29 protein-coding genes are annotated in these 15970 nt (G+C 72.2%); 26 read left to right on the top strand and 3 right to left on the bottom strand.

Annotated features, from left to right (window positions below; translation table 11 throughout):
* Positions 1–29: 29 nt before the first annotated feature.
* Positions 30–1625, top strand: coding sequence for a recombinase family protein (locus GA0115233_RS06870; RefSeq protein ID WP_093719190.1), 1596 nt, complete (start codon positions 30–32; stop codon positions 1623–1625).
* Positions 1626–1628: 3 nt separating this feature from the next.
* Here the strand turns inward: GA0115233_RS06870 and GA0115233_RS06865 are convergent, their stop codons facing one another.
* Positions 1629–2123 carry a hypothetical protein gene (locus GA0115233_RS06865; protein ID WP_093719189.1) on the bottom strand — a complete coding sequence of 165 codons (495 nt, stop codon included), beginning with the start codon at positions 2121–2123 and terminating at the stop codon, positions 1629–1631.
* 215 nt (positions 2124–2338) lie between these two features.
* Entirely contained in the window at positions 2339–3184 is an 846-nt protein-coding gene (locus tag GA0115233_RS06860; protein WP_093719188.1) for a helix-turn-helix domain-containing protein, read from the bottom strand.
* Positions 3185–3355: 171 nt separating this feature from the next.
* On the opposite strand from GA0115233_RS06860, the gene GA0115233_RS06855 reads away from it, so the two are divergent.
* From GA0115233_RS06855 to GA0115233_RS06740, 25 genes are all read left to right on the top strand, one after another.
* Entirely contained in the window at positions 3356–3580 is a 225-nt protein-coding gene (locus tag GA0115233_RS06855; protein WP_093719187.1) for a helix-turn-helix domain-containing protein, read from the top strand.
* The gene (locus GA0115233_RS06850; protein ID WP_093719186.1) at positions 3577–3765 is read left to right on the top strand and encodes a hypothetical protein; all 189 of its coding nucleotides are present in this window, start codon (positions 3577–3579) and stop codon (positions 3763–3765) included. Before GA0115233_RS06855 ends, GA0115233_RS06850 begins: the two co-directional genes overlap by 4 nt.
* 83 nt (positions 3766–3848) lie before the next feature.
* Positions 3849–4895 (top strand): hypothetical protein, encoded by a 1047-nt coding sequence (locus GA0115233_RS06845; protein WP_141689490.1) that lies wholly within the window; start codon positions 3849–3851, stop codon positions 4893–4895.
* Positions 4892–5149, top strand: coding sequence for a hypothetical protein (locus tag GA0115233_RS06840; RefSeq protein WP_093719184.1), 258 nt, complete (start codon positions 4892–4894; stop codon positions 5147–5149). The genes GA0115233_RS06845 and GA0115233_RS06840 overlap by 4 nt, the downstream gene beginning before the upstream one ends.
* Complete coding sequence (locus tag GA0115233_RS06835) at positions 5146–5376, top strand: hypothetical protein (RefSeq protein ID WP_093719183.1); 231 nt, start codon at positions 5146–5148, stop codon at positions 5374–5376. Before GA0115233_RS06840 ends, GA0115233_RS06835 begins: the two co-directional genes overlap by 4 nt.
* Positions 5373–5894, top strand: a complete 522-nt coding sequence (locus tag GA0115233_RS06830; protein WP_093719182.1) for a hypothetical protein — start codon at positions 5373–5375, stop codon at positions 5892–5894. Before GA0115233_RS06835 ends, GA0115233_RS06830 begins: the two co-directional genes overlap by 4 nt.
* Positions 5891–6361 (top strand): LuxR C-terminal-related transcriptional regulator, encoded by a 471-nt coding sequence (locus tag GA0115233_RS06825; protein ID WP_141689489.1) that lies wholly within the window; start codon positions 5891–5893, stop codon positions 6359–6361. Before GA0115233_RS06830 ends, GA0115233_RS06825 begins: the two co-directional genes overlap by 4 nt.
* Positions 6358–6579, top strand: a complete 222-nt coding sequence (locus GA0115233_RS06820; protein WP_141689488.1) for a hypothetical protein — start codon at positions 6358–6360, stop codon at positions 6577–6579. Before GA0115233_RS06825 ends, GA0115233_RS06820 begins: the two co-directional genes overlap by 4 nt.
* The gene (locus tag GA0115233_RS06815) at positions 6576–6968 is read left to right on the top strand and encodes a hypothetical protein (RefSeq protein WP_093719179.1); all 393 of its coding nucleotides are present in this window, start codon (positions 6576–6578) and stop codon (positions 6966–6968) included. The genes GA0115233_RS06820 and GA0115233_RS06815 overlap by 4 nt, the downstream gene beginning before the upstream one ends.
* Positions 6969–7050: 82 nt before the next feature.
* Positions 7051–7641, top strand: coding sequence for a hypothetical protein (locus GA0115233_RS06810; RefSeq protein WP_093719178.1), 591 nt, complete (start codon positions 7051–7053; stop codon positions 7639–7641).
* A complete protein-coding gene (locus GA0115233_RS06805) occupies positions 7638–8108 on the top strand; it encodes a hypothetical protein (protein WP_093719177.1) in 471 nt (156 codons plus the stop codon). The genes GA0115233_RS06810 and GA0115233_RS06805 overlap by 4 nt, the downstream gene beginning before the upstream one ends.
* Positions 8105–8665, top strand: a complete 561-nt coding sequence (locus GA0115233_RS06800) for an HTH domain-containing protein (protein WP_093719176.1) — start codon at positions 8105–8107, stop codon at positions 8663–8665. The genes GA0115233_RS06805 and GA0115233_RS06800 overlap by 4 nt, the downstream gene beginning before the upstream one ends.
* Before the next feature lie 118 nt (positions 8666–8783).
* Complete coding sequence (locus GA0115233_RS06795) at positions 8784–9056, top strand: hypothetical protein (RefSeq protein WP_141689487.1); 273 nt, start codon at positions 8784–8786, stop codon at positions 9054–9056.
* Complete coding sequence (locus tag GA0115233_RS06790; protein ID WP_093719174.1) at positions 9049–9468, top strand: hypothetical protein; 420 nt, start codon at positions 9049–9051, stop codon at positions 9466–9468. Before GA0115233_RS06795 ends, GA0115233_RS06790 begins: the two co-directional genes overlap by 8 nt.
* Positions 9465–9704, top strand: a complete 240-nt coding sequence (locus tag GA0115233_RS06785) for a hypothetical protein (RefSeq protein WP_093719173.1) — start codon at positions 9465–9467, stop codon at positions 9702–9704. The genes GA0115233_RS06790 and GA0115233_RS06785 overlap by 4 nt, the downstream gene beginning before the upstream one ends.
* Positions 9701–10225 carry a hypothetical protein gene (locus tag GA0115233_RS06780; protein WP_093719172.1) on the top strand — a complete coding sequence of 175 codons (525 nt, stop codon included), beginning with the start codon at positions 9701–9703 and terminating at the stop codon, positions 10223–10225. Before GA0115233_RS06785 ends, GA0115233_RS06780 begins: the two co-directional genes overlap by 4 nt.
* A 1-nt stretch (position 10226) precedes the next feature.
* On the top strand, positions 10227–11564 hold the full coding sequence (locus GA0115233_RS06775; protein WP_093719171.1) for an HTH domain-containing protein: 1338 nt from the start codon (positions 10227–10229) through the stop codon (positions 11562–11564).
* A 14-nt stretch (positions 11565–11578) separates the two neighbouring features.
* Positions 11579–11908 carry a hypothetical protein gene (locus GA0115233_RS06770; protein WP_093719170.1) on the top strand — a complete coding sequence of 110 codons (330 nt, stop codon included), beginning with the start codon at positions 11579–11581 and terminating at the stop codon, positions 11906–11908.
* 100 nt (positions 11909–12008) lie between these two features.
* Entirely contained in the window at positions 12009–12314 is a 306-nt protein-coding gene (locus GA0115233_RS06765; protein ID WP_093719169.1) for a hypothetical protein, read from the top strand.
* Positions 12311–12475: a hypothetical protein gene (locus GA0115233_RS40910; RefSeq protein ID WP_176711660.1), complete on the top strand. Its 165-nt coding sequence runs from the start codon at positions 12311–12313 to the stop codon at positions 12473–12475. Before GA0115233_RS06765 ends, GA0115233_RS40910 begins: the two co-directional genes overlap by 4 nt.
* Before the next feature lie 140 nt (positions 12476–12615).
* A complete protein-coding gene (locus GA0115233_RS06760) occupies positions 12616–13020 on the top strand; it encodes a hypothetical protein (RefSeq protein ID WP_093719168.1) in 405 nt (134 codons plus the stop codon).
* Positions 13017–13526 (top strand): hypothetical protein, encoded by a 510-nt coding sequence (locus tag GA0115233_RS06755; protein ID WP_093719167.1) that lies wholly within the window; start codon positions 13017–13019, stop codon positions 13524–13526. Before GA0115233_RS06760 ends, GA0115233_RS06755 begins: the two co-directional genes overlap by 4 nt.
* A complete protein-coding gene (locus GA0115233_RS06750) occupies positions 13523–13978 on the top strand; it encodes a zinc finger domain-containing protein (protein WP_093719166.1) in 456 nt (151 codons plus the stop codon). The genes GA0115233_RS06755 and GA0115233_RS06750 overlap by 4 nt, the downstream gene beginning before the upstream one ends.
* Entirely contained in the window at positions 13975–14667 is a 693-nt protein-coding gene (locus GA0115233_RS40905) for a hypothetical protein (protein WP_093719165.1), read from the top strand. The genes GA0115233_RS06750 and GA0115233_RS40905 overlap by 4 nt, the downstream gene beginning before the upstream one ends.
* Positions 14668–14935: 268 nt before the next feature.
* Complete coding sequence (locus GA0115233_RS06740; RefSeq protein WP_093719164.1) at positions 14936–15181, top strand: MerR family transcriptional regulator; 246 nt, start codon at positions 14936–14938, stop codon at positions 15179–15181.
* A gap of 73 nt (positions 15182–15254) precedes the next feature.
* Here the strand turns inward: GA0115233_RS06740 and GA0115233_RS06735 are convergent, their stop codons facing one another.
* A complete protein-coding gene (locus GA0115233_RS06735; protein ID WP_218063410.1) occupies positions 15255–15803 on the bottom strand; it encodes a PH domain-containing protein in 549 nt (182 codons plus the stop codon).
* Positions 15804–15970: the final 167 nt, after the last annotated feature.

The raw sequence follows: 15970 nt of genomic DNA, 5'->3' as shown, positions 1-15970 counted from the left end.
GATACGTATGGGACGCTACTCTGCCGGTCATGCCGATAGCCCCTGAATACCTCCACCTGGTGTATCCGGACCTCGCACCGTTCGAGGCGTTCCTGTACGGCCGCAACAGCGCCGACCCGAAGAAGAAGGCCCGGTCTGTCGCAGACCAGCTGGACGAGGGCCGTGCGCTGTGCGCCGAGCACGGCTGGCCGGTCAAGCGAGTATTCAAGGACCCCGGTATCTCCGCCTCGCGCTACGCCCGGAAGGGACGCGACGACTTCGAGGAGATGCTCGCCGAGATCGAGGCCGGCGAGTGCCGCATCCTCGTCGCGTGGGAGGCCTCCCGCTACTACCGGGACCTTGAGATCTATGTGCGGCTGCGCAACGCCTGCTACGCCGCCGGCGTCCTGCTCTGCTACAACGGCATGGTCTACGACCTGTCCAAGAGAGCGGACCGCAAAGCGACCGCCCAGGACGCGATCCAGGCCGAGGACGAGGCCGAAGGGATCCGCGACCGCAACGTCCGTACGCAGAAGCAGAACGCCTCTAAGGGACGCCCGCACGGGCCGGTGCTCACCGGCTACAAACGCGTCTACGACCCGGAAACCGGCGAGCTGATCAACCAGGTGCCGTACGAGCCACAGGTGGAAACCGTGGGCTGGTGGTTCGAACTGGCCGAGGCCGGCACACCCTCTAACGGGATCGCGCGCGACACGAAGGAGAGGAAGCTCAAGGTGGCTGCCGAACTGGCGGCCGCCGGCATGGAGCCCGGCGAGGTCACCAAGGAGCTGATCGACCGCGCCCTGCTCACCAGGTACGGCAACGACTGGCGCGGCAAAGCCATCACACAGGTGCTGAAGAACAAGGCGTACATCGGGCGCAAGGTGCACGAGGGCAAGGACATCGGCAAAGCCTCCTGGGACCAGCTCATCCCAGGAGAGGAGTTCGTCGAGCGGTTCTACAACGTGCAGGCCATCCTTGAGGGCCGCGAGCTCGGCAGTGCGCACGACACCTCCGTCAAGCACCTTCTGTCCCGGATCCCTTGGTGCGGGGAGCACGGCGAGCACGAGCCCGTGGTGCGGTGGAAGTACGACGTGAACGGACACCACACGTACTCCTGCTCGGAGCGTGGGGACGTGAGCGTGAACGCCATCCGCCTTGAGGCGTTCGTGGAAGAGGCCGTGCTGACGTGGCTCGGCTCGGATAAGGCGGTGGCTGCCTTCCAGAGGGGCAACCGGCCCGCCGAGGCGAAGCGGGCGCAGCTGCAGCTTGCCGGCATGGAGCAGCAGCTGCGGGAGGCCAGAGCCCTGTCGACGCAGTTCGGTCCGGACGGGCAACCGAGGATGTCCGCGCTGACGCTCGCTGACCTTGAGTCGTCGTTGCGCCCGCAGATCGAGAAGCTGAGGGAGCGGATCGAGCAGGCATCGGTGCCACCACTGCTGCGCGGCCTGGTCGGCAACCGGGACGCTGACACGGTGTGGTCGCGGCTGGACATGCATGCGCAGCGCATGGTGCTGCGGAAGGTTGTGACGATCCGCTTGTACAGGGCACCCGCGCAGGGGTCGAAGGTTCTCAGCGGCAGGGTGAAGCTGTCGTTCTACGGTGAGCCCGGCTTCAAGCCCGAGGGGCCGCGAAGCCGGGCATGAACGTTACGCCGCGATCAGCGGGGCCCTGGGTGTGGTGAGCGGGGGCGCCGGGGTGTGGGCGCTGGGCAGGGGCCGGCGGTCGAACCAGACCTGGATCCAGAAGCCGTCTCCGGCGAGCCGGAGGTGGAGGTCGTTGACGGCGTTCTGGAGCTGCGGCGTGCACGTGTCCTCGTCGACGAGCATGACGCAGCTGCCGTCCTCCTCGATGCAGACGGCAGCCCGGCCCGAGGGCAGCAGGCGGCCCGGTATGCGCTCCCAGCGGGAGACGCCTCTCAGGAACCCTTGGGCCTCTCCTGCGGCCTGGCTGCTGCCGGTCCATCTCTGCCGCCAGGAGCCGTGCACGACCTGGTGATTGGCCAGGCGTCTGATCCCGGCGACGAGTCTGGGCTTGATGTGGCCGGGTGCGAACAGCACCTCGGCCCGGCTGCCTGGCAGGTCCCGGATGTCAGCGGTCCGGTCGCCCGGTATCTCGCCGCGCGTCGCGATCCGGTATCGCACATGTATGTGTGGCCTGTAGGACATTCGTCCCCCCAAGTACGCCGCGCTGTCGCTGTGCAGGAGTGACCGCGCGGACCCGAGCTGTCGTCCGCTGCCACGCGGGGGCACCCATCTTGCACACAGCGAACACTTTTGGCCACAAGATCTTCACGCTGTGTTATGGCTGGATCCTCAACTGGGGTTATGTTTCGCGGAGTTGAGGATTCCGAAAATTTTCAGCCACGCGGCGGGCGGGGTGTCTTGCGGTAGAGGTGCATGAGGTTCTGCATCTTGGCGGCGTCCTCGGGGCTTAGCTCACCCTCCACCAAGCCCCGGACTTGGCCGTCCTCGCTCCACACCGTATGGACGTCCGCGAACTGGACGCCCGCCGCTTCCTGCACCTGGGCGGGGTCCAGGTGCAGCACGGCCACCAGTGCGTCCAACTGCGGGTACTCCGGGTGCTCCGACGGGTCCAGCGCTGCCCGCTCCAGACGGTCCAGCCAGTCGGCCTCAACCAGGCGCTCACCGTCGGGGCCAGCCGTCGCGGCCGCCACCGCCTCCAGGCTCAGCCCCGCCTCCGCCCGACCCACACGCACCAGATCCGACAGATCGGTGCGCGGCGGTCCTGCCTCGTTCAGGTCATGCCGGACGGCCTGGAAGACCGCGTCGAGGTCGCTGGCGGTGACGCCGAACTCGCGAGCCGAGGAGCGCCAGACGCGACGCAGAGCCTCGCTCCGATCGAGCGGGTGCTCGACTTGGGGCTCCTCGGCCTCCCTGGCAGGCGCGTGGTGTTCGGCGTACAGATCGGCGGCGTTCTCGGCGATCGCGAATGGGTCCGTGAGGGCAGTAGGCTCGCCGCCCCTGAGGATCGCATCGACTGATCCCTGCTCCCAGGCCAAGGCCCGTTCCAGCTTGCGATATGTAGAAGGGCGCGCCTTGATCGCGCCCTTCCGGATTTTGCTGAGGGTTTCGTCGGAGAAGCCGCCCGCCCGGCAGACGGCTGCGTACTCAAGCCCCAGCTCGGCGATGCGCCGTTCCACGTACTCGCCCAAGCGTGTGAGCGCGCCTGCGTCAACCGTCATAAGCCGAGGTTACCTCCGCATTCCAACTTGTTCCAAAGCTGCACGTCATTGGCGAGTGGCTGGTGTGAGCCACCCGCAGCCTCCCCGTCGGTAATCCAAGAAACCCCATGAATACCCAACCTACTCGCTGGTAGGTGTTGAAGTTGGCCAAGCATGGACTAGATTGGATACATGCTCAGTCGGAAGATCTCCGGGGACAAGCTCCGGCGCGTCCGTGAGGACCGAGGCCTGTCGGTCAAGGCCGTAGCGGACGCCGTGAATCGAACACCGTGGAACATCTACAAGATCGAACAGGGCAAGACGCAGCCGTCGGCCGTCGTCTACAAGGCCCTCAAGGCCGCCCTGGACGTCGGCGACAACGAGCTCGTCGACGACACCGTCGGGAGCGCGGCGTGACGCGGGAGGAGAGGCACCGGATTCTCAGCCCGGCTGAGATCGCGGACGCCCGCGCCCAGGCCCAGCGCGCCATCAGCACGGTGGGTATCCCGCCCGAGCTGATCGACGTGCTGCGGCCGATCCTCGCTCCCGCCGCCGCGGCCCTGGCCGCCGAGGACGCTGCCGCGCAGACGGCGGCCGCCTGATCCAACAAGACGGGGCCGCGCCCGGCTGGCCCCCGGAGCACGACCCCTCGGCCACCTCAACCATCAGAGAAATCGAGGTCACCGTGACCGCATCATCTCAGACACCTGACCAGCCGTGGCCCCCGGAGGGCCTGCACGACCCGCGTCCGCTGCGGGACGCCGTCGCTTCCTACGCCGCGGTGGTTCCCGTGCCGGCCGGCTCGTCGCCGGACCGCCAGCCCGCTGTGGTGACGGGCGCGGCCGGTGTCCTGCGGGCTGCGATGGAGCAGGGCAGCACGGCCCCCCTGGACCTCGCCCGGGCCGAGTACGACCGGGGCATCCTGTTCGACCCGGAACGTGCGCAGGCCATCGCGGACGCCGCCCGCGAGCAGGCGCTGGCGGAGTGCGCGGCGGAGCTCGCCGGCGCGCGGCAGGACCGTGAGGCCCTGGAGTGGTTCCACCAACGCTGCCGCGCTGTGGGCCGCCTGTGTGACGACCGGCATCCCGAGGACCTGTTGAAGGTGGGCGAGGTCCTGGCCGCCGTCGACGGCCGTGCGCCCCGCGCGCTGCCGCTGACCGTCCGCTGGAGCGGGCAGGTGACCGGACCGGCCGGTGACGGCCCCGGCGAGACCACCCTCGTCGGCGGTACCACCGCGCGGGGCGGCCGCGCCGTCCTGGTCCTCACCGACGACGAGCGCCTGCGCTTCGGGGAGCTGCTGCTGTCGACCGTGCACACCGCGGAGGCGTGCACGACGCCCGGCTGCGGGATGCCGGACGAGGACCTCGACGCGTCCGACCCGACGGTGTCCGGCTGGATCCTCGTCGGCGTCGCCGGCACCGAGACCGGGCCGCGCTGGTGGTGCAGCCCGCTGTGCGCGCAGGCCGCGATGACCGCCGCAGGCGCCGAACTCGCCGCCGCCGACCGGGCCGCCGCCCTCGACCCCCGCCAGCAGGCACCGGAGCAGCACCCGTACGGGGACCCGCTGGCGTATGGGCCGACCGGCATCCCGTGCGGCTGCGGCAAGCCCGCGCACTCCAACCTCGTCCCCTGCCAGCCCGACAGCGAGGACGAGGCCGTGCGCCGCTCCGTGGATGCCCAGTTCCCCGCCGTGGCCGCGTTCCTCGCCGAGGAACGGGGTGAGCGCCCGTGAACCGCAAGCCCACCCCTGCCAGCGAGGCCCGCGACCTGCGCGCACTCCTGGCCACCGTCGTCGACGCGCTCACCCTGCCCTACGACCTTGATGACTACGACCAGCGTCTCCTCCGCCGCGCGGGCCTGGTCCGCGTCCTCGTCAGCGAGGCCCTCAAGGAGAACCCGGACAGTCTCGGCTGGAACGTCGACTACCTCCGCACCAAGCTCACCGCCGAGCAGGCCGAGCAGGCCGAGCGGGGTGAGGGCCGGTGAGTACGCACACGGCGCCGGTGGACATGAGCCTCCTGGGCGCCTACAACGGCGGCCCGTGCCACGGGGACGTGGACGCCGAGCTGCGCGAGGCCGCTCGGGTACTGGAGACGACCGCGACCGCCAGCGTCCACGACCAGGAGGACATGATCCAGTCGGCGGTGGCCCTGCGGATCCGGCTGGTCGCGCTTGCCGCGGCCGTGAACGCCGAGCGGGGTGAGGGCCGGTGAGCGCCCGCGAGGACAGCGTGCGTGAGGCGGGCGGCCTCGGCCAGGACACCGGGAAGTGCACCCGCGGCAACGGCCGGTTGCCGGCGGGCGATGCCACCCGGATTCCGGCTCTGCCGCACCTGCCGTACGGGGACGCCGTGCACGCCGGGCTGGCCGCGTCCGGGATCGCACCCGACGTGGTGGAGGCCGGAGTACGTACCGAGCAGCTCGGCGATGGCGGGGAGTTGTTCCTGACGGTGTCGTGGCTGACGGGTCATCCGGACGTGGACGACCCGGGCGGGCTGGACCTGCTGTGGTCGGACCTGACCGGCTGGACTGCCCGCGCCGGCGGTGACGTCCGGGTCCTGGCCCTGGACGACCTCGCCGCCCCCGACGTCGTCGCGGATGCGGCGCTGCACCTTGCCACTGACGGCCTGGACGGCGCATGGATGCCGCCGGACGGGCCGCACCGGTGGGAGCACGCGCCCGCTGTGGAGGCGGCCCTGGCCGACTGGGACGACCGGGAGGCGATCCGGTGACCGGGCTGAACGGCAAGAAACTGGCACAGGCGGGCCTGGTCCTGCCCCGCTCCGCCCGGCCCGGGCAGGCGTGGGCGCCCCGCACCCCGGCCGAGGAGCACCTGCTGCGCGAGGCGCAGCGCCTGGACCGGATCCGGCTGCTGCTCCTGGAGGAGCTCGGCCGGGCCCGGGCGGAGGCCGGGCGCAGGCCGCTGTCGGAGAAGGTGGCGGCCGCGGCCCGCGCGGCGGAACGGCTCAAGGGCTGCCCGCTGCCCCCGGCCCAGCTGAACGCGGTGGCCGCGGCGGCCGCGGGGGAGTCCGTGCACGCGACCGCGCGCCGACTGTCGCTGTCGTGGGAGACGGTCCGCTCGCACCGGCAGCGCGCCCTGCGGCGCCTGGGCGCGCGGGACATGGAACACGCCGTCCAGCTGTGCACGGCCGCGGGGTGGATCACCCCGGAGCACGCCTCGGCGGGGGTGAGCCAGTGATGTGGCTGTTGTGCTGCTGCGGGCTCGGCGTCCTGGTCGCCCTGGTGCTGCTGCTCGCGGTCGCGGCGGACGCGGCCGCCGAACGGCGGCCCGCACCGCGGATCGGGCAGCCCGTACGGGCCACCCCGCCGCCGCTGCCCCGCTCCTCGCCGTGGTGGCACGCCGATCTCCGGCACACCCGCATCCCCCGCCATGGCGGTCAGGGGGGTGTGCGGTGAGCCGCGCGGAGACCATCGCCGCCGTGCTGCGGCGCCCGGACCTGGACCGGCCCCTGCTCGGGCACGAGCTGCGCGGCCGCCTGGTCCAGGGCCTCGCCCCGGCATCCACCGGCGTGGAGTGGACGGCCACCGTGCCGCAGCTCGCCGCGGCCATCGACACCGCCCTGACGGTGAGCGACGCGAGCGCGGCCGCGCACACCGCTGACGCGGAGGCCTCCGGGCACGCCCTGGGCATCCAGCACCGCGGCGGCGACCTGGTCGGCGTCTGCCAGTGCGGCCGCACCCTCGGCCGCATCACCCCCGGCACGCCGCTCGACGCCCTCGCCGTGCCCTGGCTGCACCACACCGGCCTCGAACTCCCCCTGGCCACCGCCCGCCCGGGCGCCTGACCCATCCCCAGTACTCCGGGCGGGCGGGACGTGCCCTGACAACCGTCCCGCCCGCCCGGCACCAGCCCTGAAGGAGCATCACATGCGCCGTACCGAGGCGTTGAAGGCCATCACCCGTGTCCTCAAGCAGCCCGTCGAGAACGTGACCGCCGCTGACCTGATCTACGGGCGCGCGCTGGCCCACATCGAGGACCCTGCCGCGCAGGACGTCAAACCGTGGGCCATGCAGGTCGACATGCTCGCGCTGAAGATCGCCGCGCAACTCCCCCTTGACGACGACCGGAGCCCGCTCGCCCGCGCCGAGGACGCCAAGCGCGCCCGGGACATCGTCGGCGAGGTCGAGGCCCTCAACTCCGGCTACACCGCGCTCACGAAGGCCTCCTGGTATCCGGCCCGGCCCGGTGACATGGTCCACGTCCACTACGAGCAGGCCGGTGAGATGGCCGCGTTCGGCGAGACGTACCTCGTCTCCGCCGGATCCGGCGGGTTCCTGTCCATGCAGCTGCTCGCCCACACCCTGCCCGAGGACACCGAGTTCCTCGACGGCATGGTCGGCTGCTTCGCCGTCGACGACGACCCCGAGCCGCTCACCGAGCTGTGGATGGAGGCCGGGCCGCACCGGCTGACCATCGTCCGCGACGGCCGCCCCGTCCACATCGGGAGTGGCGCATGAACGCCGCCGACCTGCACGCCGAGGCGCACCGGCTGAAGGCCGAGCTCGGCTACGGCGCGCGCCGTATTGCGAAGGAACTCGGGATCACCCGCTACGCCGCCGAGCAGATGTTGAAGCAGCCTTTCCCTGCGAAGGCTCGCGATGCACGGCTGGAAGCGGTCATCGGGGCTGTTGTGGGCACCGTCCCGTACGCGGTGGAGACGGACACGGTGGTGACTGTCGAACACCGCTACAGGCAGGGTGACCGGCACGCGTGTGACACCTGGACGGGCAGCGTCGAGCGGCTGGCCGAGCGGATCGTAGCCGCGCTCGACGAGGCGCCCTCACCCGAGGGGCCGAAGGGCCTGCTGGTGGACGTGCCCCGGCTCGTTGTCGAGCTGCGCGGCCCGGTCAGCCAGGACCAGGTGCGCCGCATCACCACGGGCCTCGCGGCGATGATCCGCCCTGCCGAGGGGGTGGCGCGGTGACGCGGGCGGACCGGCGCACGCTGGTGCGCCAGCTTGCCGGGGAGGGCCTGAGCCGGCGTGCCATCGCCAAGCGGCTCAATGTCAGCAAGGACACGGTGCGCCGCGACCTCGACGCAACCGCCCAGGACAACACGCCGGACAACACGCCGGACAGTGCGCCGGGCAGTGCGCCGGTCATTGATCCGCCTGAGCCGCCTGCGCCGCAGGCCGCAGGGGGTGACCTGCCGGACACTGCGCCGGACAGCGCGCCGGACACTGCGCCGGTCGTTGAGCCGCCTGCGCCGCAGGGTGCGCCGGTGGCGCAGGTACCCGATCCGCATGCGGGTATCGAGGTGAGCCGGTGCGCCGGTCTGCGCCGCGACCTGGCGCTGCTGGCGCAGACGGGGAAGTCCCCGCAGGCGCTGGTCTACCAGGCGGTTATCGCGATGGCGCACGCCTACCGCCTGGCCCGGGCCCGCGGCGATGTGGCGCCCGGGGTGCCGTTCACCGTGCACTCGATGCGGCTTGCGCCGCTGCCCCACCGCGCCGGGCCCGCCGGGCCCGCGGAGGCGGGCTGATGTGCGGGAGGCGGCCGGTGGCGGTCCGTGCCGGGGCCGTGCTGGTGGCGGCGCTTGTGCTGGTGGCCGCGCTCGCTCTGGCCGCGTCCTGCAGCGGGCCGCCTCCGGCTGTGCGGCCGTGGCCCAGCCCGGCCCCCGCCCCGGCCGCGGGCGGGTAGCGGTGGCCGCCAAGGCGTGGCCGCCCGCAGGCCTGCATGGGCTGTGGGCGGTTGCCGACTACCGGCCCCCCTACGGCTGGATACGGCGCCCGTACGCCCGGCTGACCTGCCCGCACGGCTGCTTCCTGGAGTGCTCCGGTGAGGCGGCCGAGGTGGCCCGCTTCGTCGCCGCCGCCCACTTCGTCCACGCCCGGCGCTGCCCGGGCCCGAGAGAGGACAACCCTCATGGCTGAACGGCCGATCCCGACACCCGCAGACCTGGCACGCCGCCGCGCCCCGGCCCCGGCCCCGGCGGCCCCGGTCCCGCCCGTCCCGTACACCCCCGCCGCCTGGGAGCGGGCCGTGCTGGCCTGCGGCCTGGACGCCCCGGCCAAGGCCCTGGCGTTCGCGCTCGCGGCCCGCGCGGACTCCTCGGGCCGCATCCCCCAGGGCCTGTGCCCGCCGCCGGACCGTCTGCGCGAGGAAGCGGGCCTGACCCAGCCTCAGCTGACGCGGGCGTTCGAGGCCCTGCACGTGTCCCGGCTCATTGCCCGCCCGGCCCGGCGCAGCTGGGGCCCGGGCCGGGGACGGCGTCCCATCCACCTGACCGTCCCCGCCGGCGCCACGGTGCGCAGCGAGCCTCCCCATAGCGGCGGTGCGTCATGAGCACCTGCCCCGAGCAGTTACCGCTGCTCCCCGCCGATCCGCCGCGCTGGGGCGGCCCGGCCGCTGTGCCGTGCGATCCGATCACGACGTCGGGCCGCACCGAGTACACGGTCCGCTGCACCGGCCCCGGCGGCTGCGGCCAGAACCACCGCCACACCGGGCCCGGCATCCGCCGCGGCCCGTGCGGCGCCACCTACACCGTCCCCGACGCCATCGATGAGGAGTCCCCGCCGTGAGCAAGTCCCGCACGCCGAAGAACCGTTCGGCACGCACCAGGAAGCGCGCCCGCCAGGAGGCCGCGCGTGCCGCCCGCACCGTCCAGCCTCCCGGCGGTGCGGCGGGGCCCGAGGGATCGGCGCTGTGGCTGATGCGGCCGCCGTACAGCGGCTACGAGAGCTGGATCACCCTCACCCCGTCCAACAGCGTTCCCGAGGGGGCGCAGGAGGGCCTGGACGGCGAACTCGCCGACGTCTACGGCACGGTGCGGCGCCTGGCCCCCTTGTACGAGTACTCGGTGCCCATGGCCGCGCTCACCCTGGAGCGGCTCATCCGCCGCGGGCTGCTGCCCCTGGCCACCCCCGGCACGGCCGACCTGGTGTCCCTCGTCCCGCTGGCCGACCTGGTCGCGGTCTGCGCGGCCGACGAGGTCCTCGCCCGCGCGCCCGAGGGCCTGGACGCGCTGCTGCACGAACTCCACGCCCACGGCGCCCTGGTCGTCGACGACGACCACGTCATCCGCCTGGCCGCGCTGGTCTGACATGCCGTTCCTGCCCGCGCCCGCCCCCGAGCCCCGCCACAGTGGCGGGGCCGGAGGTGCTGGCCCGGCAGGAACGGTTCCCCTGTGGCACGCCCAGAAGATCGCCCTGCCCAAACGGGTGTGGGGCAGCGGCCACTACTCGCCCGGCGCCGTCCGCTACCGCGCCCAGCTCGCCGCGCTCGACATGCGCCGGCAGCGCTGCCGTGCGGGCGTGGCCACGCTGGCCGCGATGCTCGGCGACTCCAAGCGCACCGCCGAGCGCTACCTCGCCGAGCTCGCCGCGCCCGGCCCCGACGGCGTGCCCGAGACCGACGTCATCCGCCACACCGACCCCGGCGGCCGCGGCACCACCGCCGAGCGCCGCGTCCGCCCCCTCGGCAAGGCCGAGCACTTCGCCTACGTCGACGTCTGCGCCTGCAAGGCACTGCGCCCGACCCAGTTCGTCCTGTACTGCGCCCTGGCCTACGCCGACGCCATGCACATCCCCGCCACCGCCTCCGAGCTCGCCGCGCTCCTGGGCGTCAGCGAGCGCACCGTACGGCGTCTCCTCGACGCGCTGGACGCCCTCGGCTGGATCACCCTCGGGCGCCGCGCCGGATACCAGGGACGCCACGTGATCACCGTCAACGGCTGCCCCGGCCACGGCACATCCCCGGCGCCGAGTCCGGACACCAATGGCGGATCGGGTCCGGACACCAGTGGCGGATCCCTCGCGATCAAGGAAGACACTCAACTGACTGACGGGAGAAGCACGCCCGAGCGTGGTTCCTTCCGCCGTAGGCGAGATGACGGTAGTTACGGGCCCGCCCCTGTGGATACCTGCGGTAACACCCCTCGGGTGCCTGCAGCGCTCCGCGGCCGTGTGCGCCCCGCAGCGCGCCCCGCGTACGCCGGGCCGCCCCTGACGCTCAGCCCGCGCGTCTGGGCCGTCCTGGACCCCGTCAGGGATCTCCTGCCCGCCTGCACGCCGTTCACCGTCCGGCGCATCGCCCGCGAGGTCGGCCGCCAGCTCGACACGGGCGTCTTCGCCGAGGACATCCGCGACCAGCTCACCCGGATGCGCGCCCAGACCCACACCATCCACGACCCCGGCCGGTGGATCCTCGGCGCCGCCCTGCCCGCACGCCCCGGCCCCTGCAACACCGCCGACTGCTACCGCGGCTACCAGCGCCACACCGGCACCCCCTGCAAAGCCTGCGCCGAACTCACCGCCGCCCGCCTGCGCGCCGCCCGGCCACCGCACACCAGCGCCTGGCACGAGTGCAACCAGTGCCGCGCCCCCGCACACACGCCCTCCCCGTACGGCCTCTGCGCCGCCTGCCAGCCCACCGGCACCTGAAAGGAGAACCCGCCATGCCCTACCCCACCCCACGCCCGGCCGCCCCCAACGGGCCCGGAACCTGCGCCAGATGCCTCCAGCCGGTCATCTGGTGCGTCAACGCCAACCAGAACACCCAGGCCGTCGACCGCGCCCGCAACCCCGAGGGCAACCAGGCCGTGCGCCAGGACGGCACCGGCCGCTGGCTCACCCGCCAGCTCACCAAGGAACGCCCCACCCCCGAGCACGACGAGCAGCTGCACATGCCCCACCACGCCACCTGCCCCGTCCCCGCGCCCCGCCAGCCCCGCCGCTCCGGCCCCCGCAGCCGCCACGGCGTACGGCCCGTCAGGTGGCAGCGATGAACGCCCCCCGCCTCCTCGGCCTCCTCCTGCCCGCCCTGTACCTCGCCGCAGCCCTCGCTTTGACCGCCCACCACCTCCTGCACCGCATACGGAACCGCCGATGACCCTCGACCACACCCTCAGCACCCTCACCGCCGCCGTCCTCCTCGGCGCGCTCCTGGCCGTCGTCATCCTCGCCGCGACCGCCTACAACACCGTCTGCCACGCCCTCGACACCCACACCGACCGCCGCGCCCGCCGCGCCGCCCGCACACGCCACACCCGCACCCGGACCGCCTTCGACACCGAAGTCGAGGACACCGTGACCACCGCCCTCAACAACGCCTGCTGCGAAACCTGGTGGACCTCATGCGGCTTCCACCACGACCCCACCTGCCCCCACCACACCCACCGGAGTGCCCCGTGACCGGCCAATGGACCGACGACGACTGGAACACCGACCTCGAAGACCCCGCGGACGTCCGCGCGTTCTGGGCCGCTCTCGCCGCCGAACACCCCACCGGCACGAACAGCGAACCCCGGTGCACCTGCACGTACGGCCAACGCTGCCCCAACTGCCGCGACTGACACCAGCCGAGAGCCCCGCGCGCGCCTGCGAACGCGCGCGCGGAACGCAGGCGCACGCACGCGCACGCACGCGCACGCGAGACACCCACCCCTACCCGCCAGTACAAGTGACCTCCGCCCACCGACGGGAGACCCGCCCCATGTCCACCTTCAAGATCATCAAGCCTGACGACGAGTTCATCGTGCAGAACTCCGGCACACAGATCACCGACACCGCGGTCTGCGCACACGGGCAGGCCGCCGCCCTGCTCGTCCTCTTCGGCTACAACCGCTCGCAGCGCGGCCACACCCGCCGCCTCGACGCCCTGATGCCCCGCTGCGTCCTCGCCGAACTCCTCGGCTCCGTACAGGCCCAGATCCTCCGCCACGAAGGCGAGGACGCCCTGCAGCAATTCCGCGCCGAGATCGACGCCCACACCCAGACAGCGGCCCGCGACCTCGAAGAACTCCACACCCAGCGCCGCGACTGCTGCGAAGCCGGCTTCCGCACCAACGGCACCGAACACACCTGCGGCCGCAACCCCCAGGAAGGCCCCACCCCGTGACCGACACCGTCTGGATCCGCTCCGCCACCAACCCCGCCGACGGCCGCGCAGCCTGCCTCCTCCAATGGGGACCCGTCCACGCGCTCCTGGAGCCCGACACCGTCCTGAACACCGCCCGCGACCTCATGGCGGCCGCCGCCCACGCCGAGTCCGACATCGCCCTCATCCGCGTCTTCCGCACCCGTCTCAAGCTCGACATGACCACGATCGGCCACATGGTCCGCGCCATCCGCGCCGAACGCCCCGCCCCCACAGGCAAGACCGCACTGCGCATCGAAGCCGTCGCCGGCGCGAAGACCGGACTGCCCTACGTCCACGTCGCCCGCGGCTCCATGAAGGGCGAACTCAGCCCCGACGAAGCCCGCGCCATGGCCGGACACTGGACCCAGGCCGCCGTCGCCGCGCAGATCGACGTACGCCTGCGCTACGTCCTCGGCGAATACCCCCAGCTCACCCCCCACGACATCGGCAGCATCTTCAGCCAGCTGCAGGAGGTGCAGCGATGAGCGCCGAGCCGATGCCGATCAACATGCTTCAGTTCTCCCGGGACCTTGCACACCTCGAAGAGGTCCTCACACAGGCGGCATACTCCATTGGCCCGAACGGATTCGAACGATCGGCGAAGGCAGCCAGCTATCTGACCCTGCTGCGGGCATTGACCGATGGCGCCGAGCCGGTCCCCGCGATCGCGGAGGCGCTCCGCGTCTACAAGGAAGTCCGACAGCAGAAGTACGAAATTTGGGCGAGCCGCGCAGAGTTGGAGAAGGAACGACACGAGCGGCTCATGGCCGAGGAAGAGATCACACGCAAAGTCGAGTGTCCGTATTGCGGTGCAGCGCCACAGACCAGCTGCCGATCCGTTGGGTCGAGCCGGTCGGTTAGGACCGAGAGTCACAGAGGCCGGTATCGGCTCGCGCGGGGCCTCGATGACAAGATCTGGAAGGGGCAGAAGCCGTGAACGCCTGCGCCGTCTGCCGCCGCAGCACCGACCCCGGCCTGCACGCCTGCCCACGCCACACAGCCGAGCTCCGCGCCTGGCTCGCCGAACTCCCCCACCAGGCCGAACTCCTGGAGGAGTTCCTCACCCCCGCAGCCAGGCCCGCCGCCGGCCGCATCGGAGGCACCGGCCGAGCCCACAGCCCCGCCCCCGCCGACCTCCGCGCCCTGGCCCTCCTCGGACCCGGCCACGCCGACCCTCACGGCCCCGACGACGACGGCACCATCCCCATCCGCGCCCTCCTCGACGCCTGGGCCGGATACATCGCCTACACCTACCCCGCCGTCCACCGCGACCCCCACGGCACCCAGCACACCGCACCCTGCCGCCAGGCCCTGCCCCGCCACGGCGCCACCATCACCGGCTGGTGCACCTGGCTCACCGCCTACCTCCCCTACGCCCTCACCCACCCCTGGATCGGCGAACTCCACCGCCAGCTCGGCGACCTCACCGCCCGCATCCACGACCTCACCCACACCACCCCCCGCGAGCACCACATGGACGCCCCCTGCCCCGCCTGCGGCACCTTCCGCCTCGTCACCGCCGGTGAGGACATCACCTGCCACGCCTGCGGCCACCACCTCACCCGCACCGAGTACGACGACCACACCAAACACGTCCTTGAGGCGCACACGGCCCCCGCCGGATGAACAGCCGCACAGCCACCACGGCGCTCCTGCTGGACAAGATCCCTCACTTAGCGCAACACTCATGCCAACGGCACACGTGTGCCCACCCCCTGACTCCCACTAAGGGGTGACGCCAAGGGATGGGGAGCCGGACCGGCCCAAGGGCCCATGAACCGGCAAGGCTGCCGCAAGCCTGAAGAGCGGCCCCTGTCACCCCGACCTCACAGAAGCTGCGGCCCCCGGACCCCTTGGTCCGGGGGCCGCAGCACACCCCGGGAGGTGACCGGCCGTGACCGAGGAGCTCTACACCGCCCCCGAAGCCGCCGAACTCGCCACCACCTGGCGCCGCATCGTCTCCGCCGGCGCCGCAGCCGTCACCGCCACAACCATCCGCTCCTGGGCCCACCGCGGACACCTCCACGCCGCAGGCATCGACGAGACCGGCCGCGCCCTCTACACCCGCACCGGCATCGCCCTCGCCGAAAGAGCCACCCGCGCCCGCGCACTACGCCTCGTCGGCATCAGCACTCACTAGCCCCCGCTGCCCGGGCCGTACGGCACACGCCCAGAGCGCCGTACGGAACAGCGCCCGGGCAGCGGGCCACGGCCTACAGGCTGTCCAGGATCTTCCCCCGCCGGTCCCGGTACTCCTCATCCGTGATCGCCCCCGACGCACGCAGCTGATCCAGCGTCTGCAGCCGCGCCTCGACACTCTGAGCACCCGCCGCGGCAGGGACCGCAGCCGGGGCGGCCGGCGCACCGCCCGATTCCAGGTCCGCGAGCCGCGCCCGCAGCGCGTCAGCGAGCGCCTTGCCCGCGTCCTTCGGCATCTGCTTGATCTCAGCCTTGTTGCCCGACGCGAACACCGTCAGCGTCCCCATGAGCATGCCGCCCGACCACTGCACCGAGCTGATCCGCCCGTACGGGAAGTCCTCCAGCTGCTGCGACATCACACCGTGCTTCAGGAAGATCAGCCGCTTGTTCGTCATAGCGACCAGCCCGTTGCCCTTCCCATACACGCCAGTCGCGAGCATCTGAACCGTCTCGCCCTCCCACAGCACTTCAGGCAGACGCTGGATCTCCCGCTTCGAACCCAGCGTGCTCTGCAGCTGCTCGGCAGCCGCGTCGATGTCTGGCCGTACGTCGAACTTCGCCATCAGGAACCTCACTTCACCAGGGCCGGTGTCAACGCGGCCTGTGTGGGGCCAGCACCGCGGGTACACGTGGGGGAGGTCCTGAGCGTATCGGGGCCACCGCCATCCGAACCCCCTGATCGGCGCAAGACCACCCAGGGCCGGGTGGAAGAAAGAGCGTCGCCCGGGTG

This window comes from Streptomyces sp. DI166 (assembly GCF_900091315.1).
Classification (GTDB): domain Bacteria; phylum Actinomycetota; class Actinomycetes; order Streptomycetales; family Streptomycetaceae; genus Streptomyces; species Streptomyces fuscus.
This window is presented reverse-complemented; position numbering and strand designations above follow the sequence as displayed.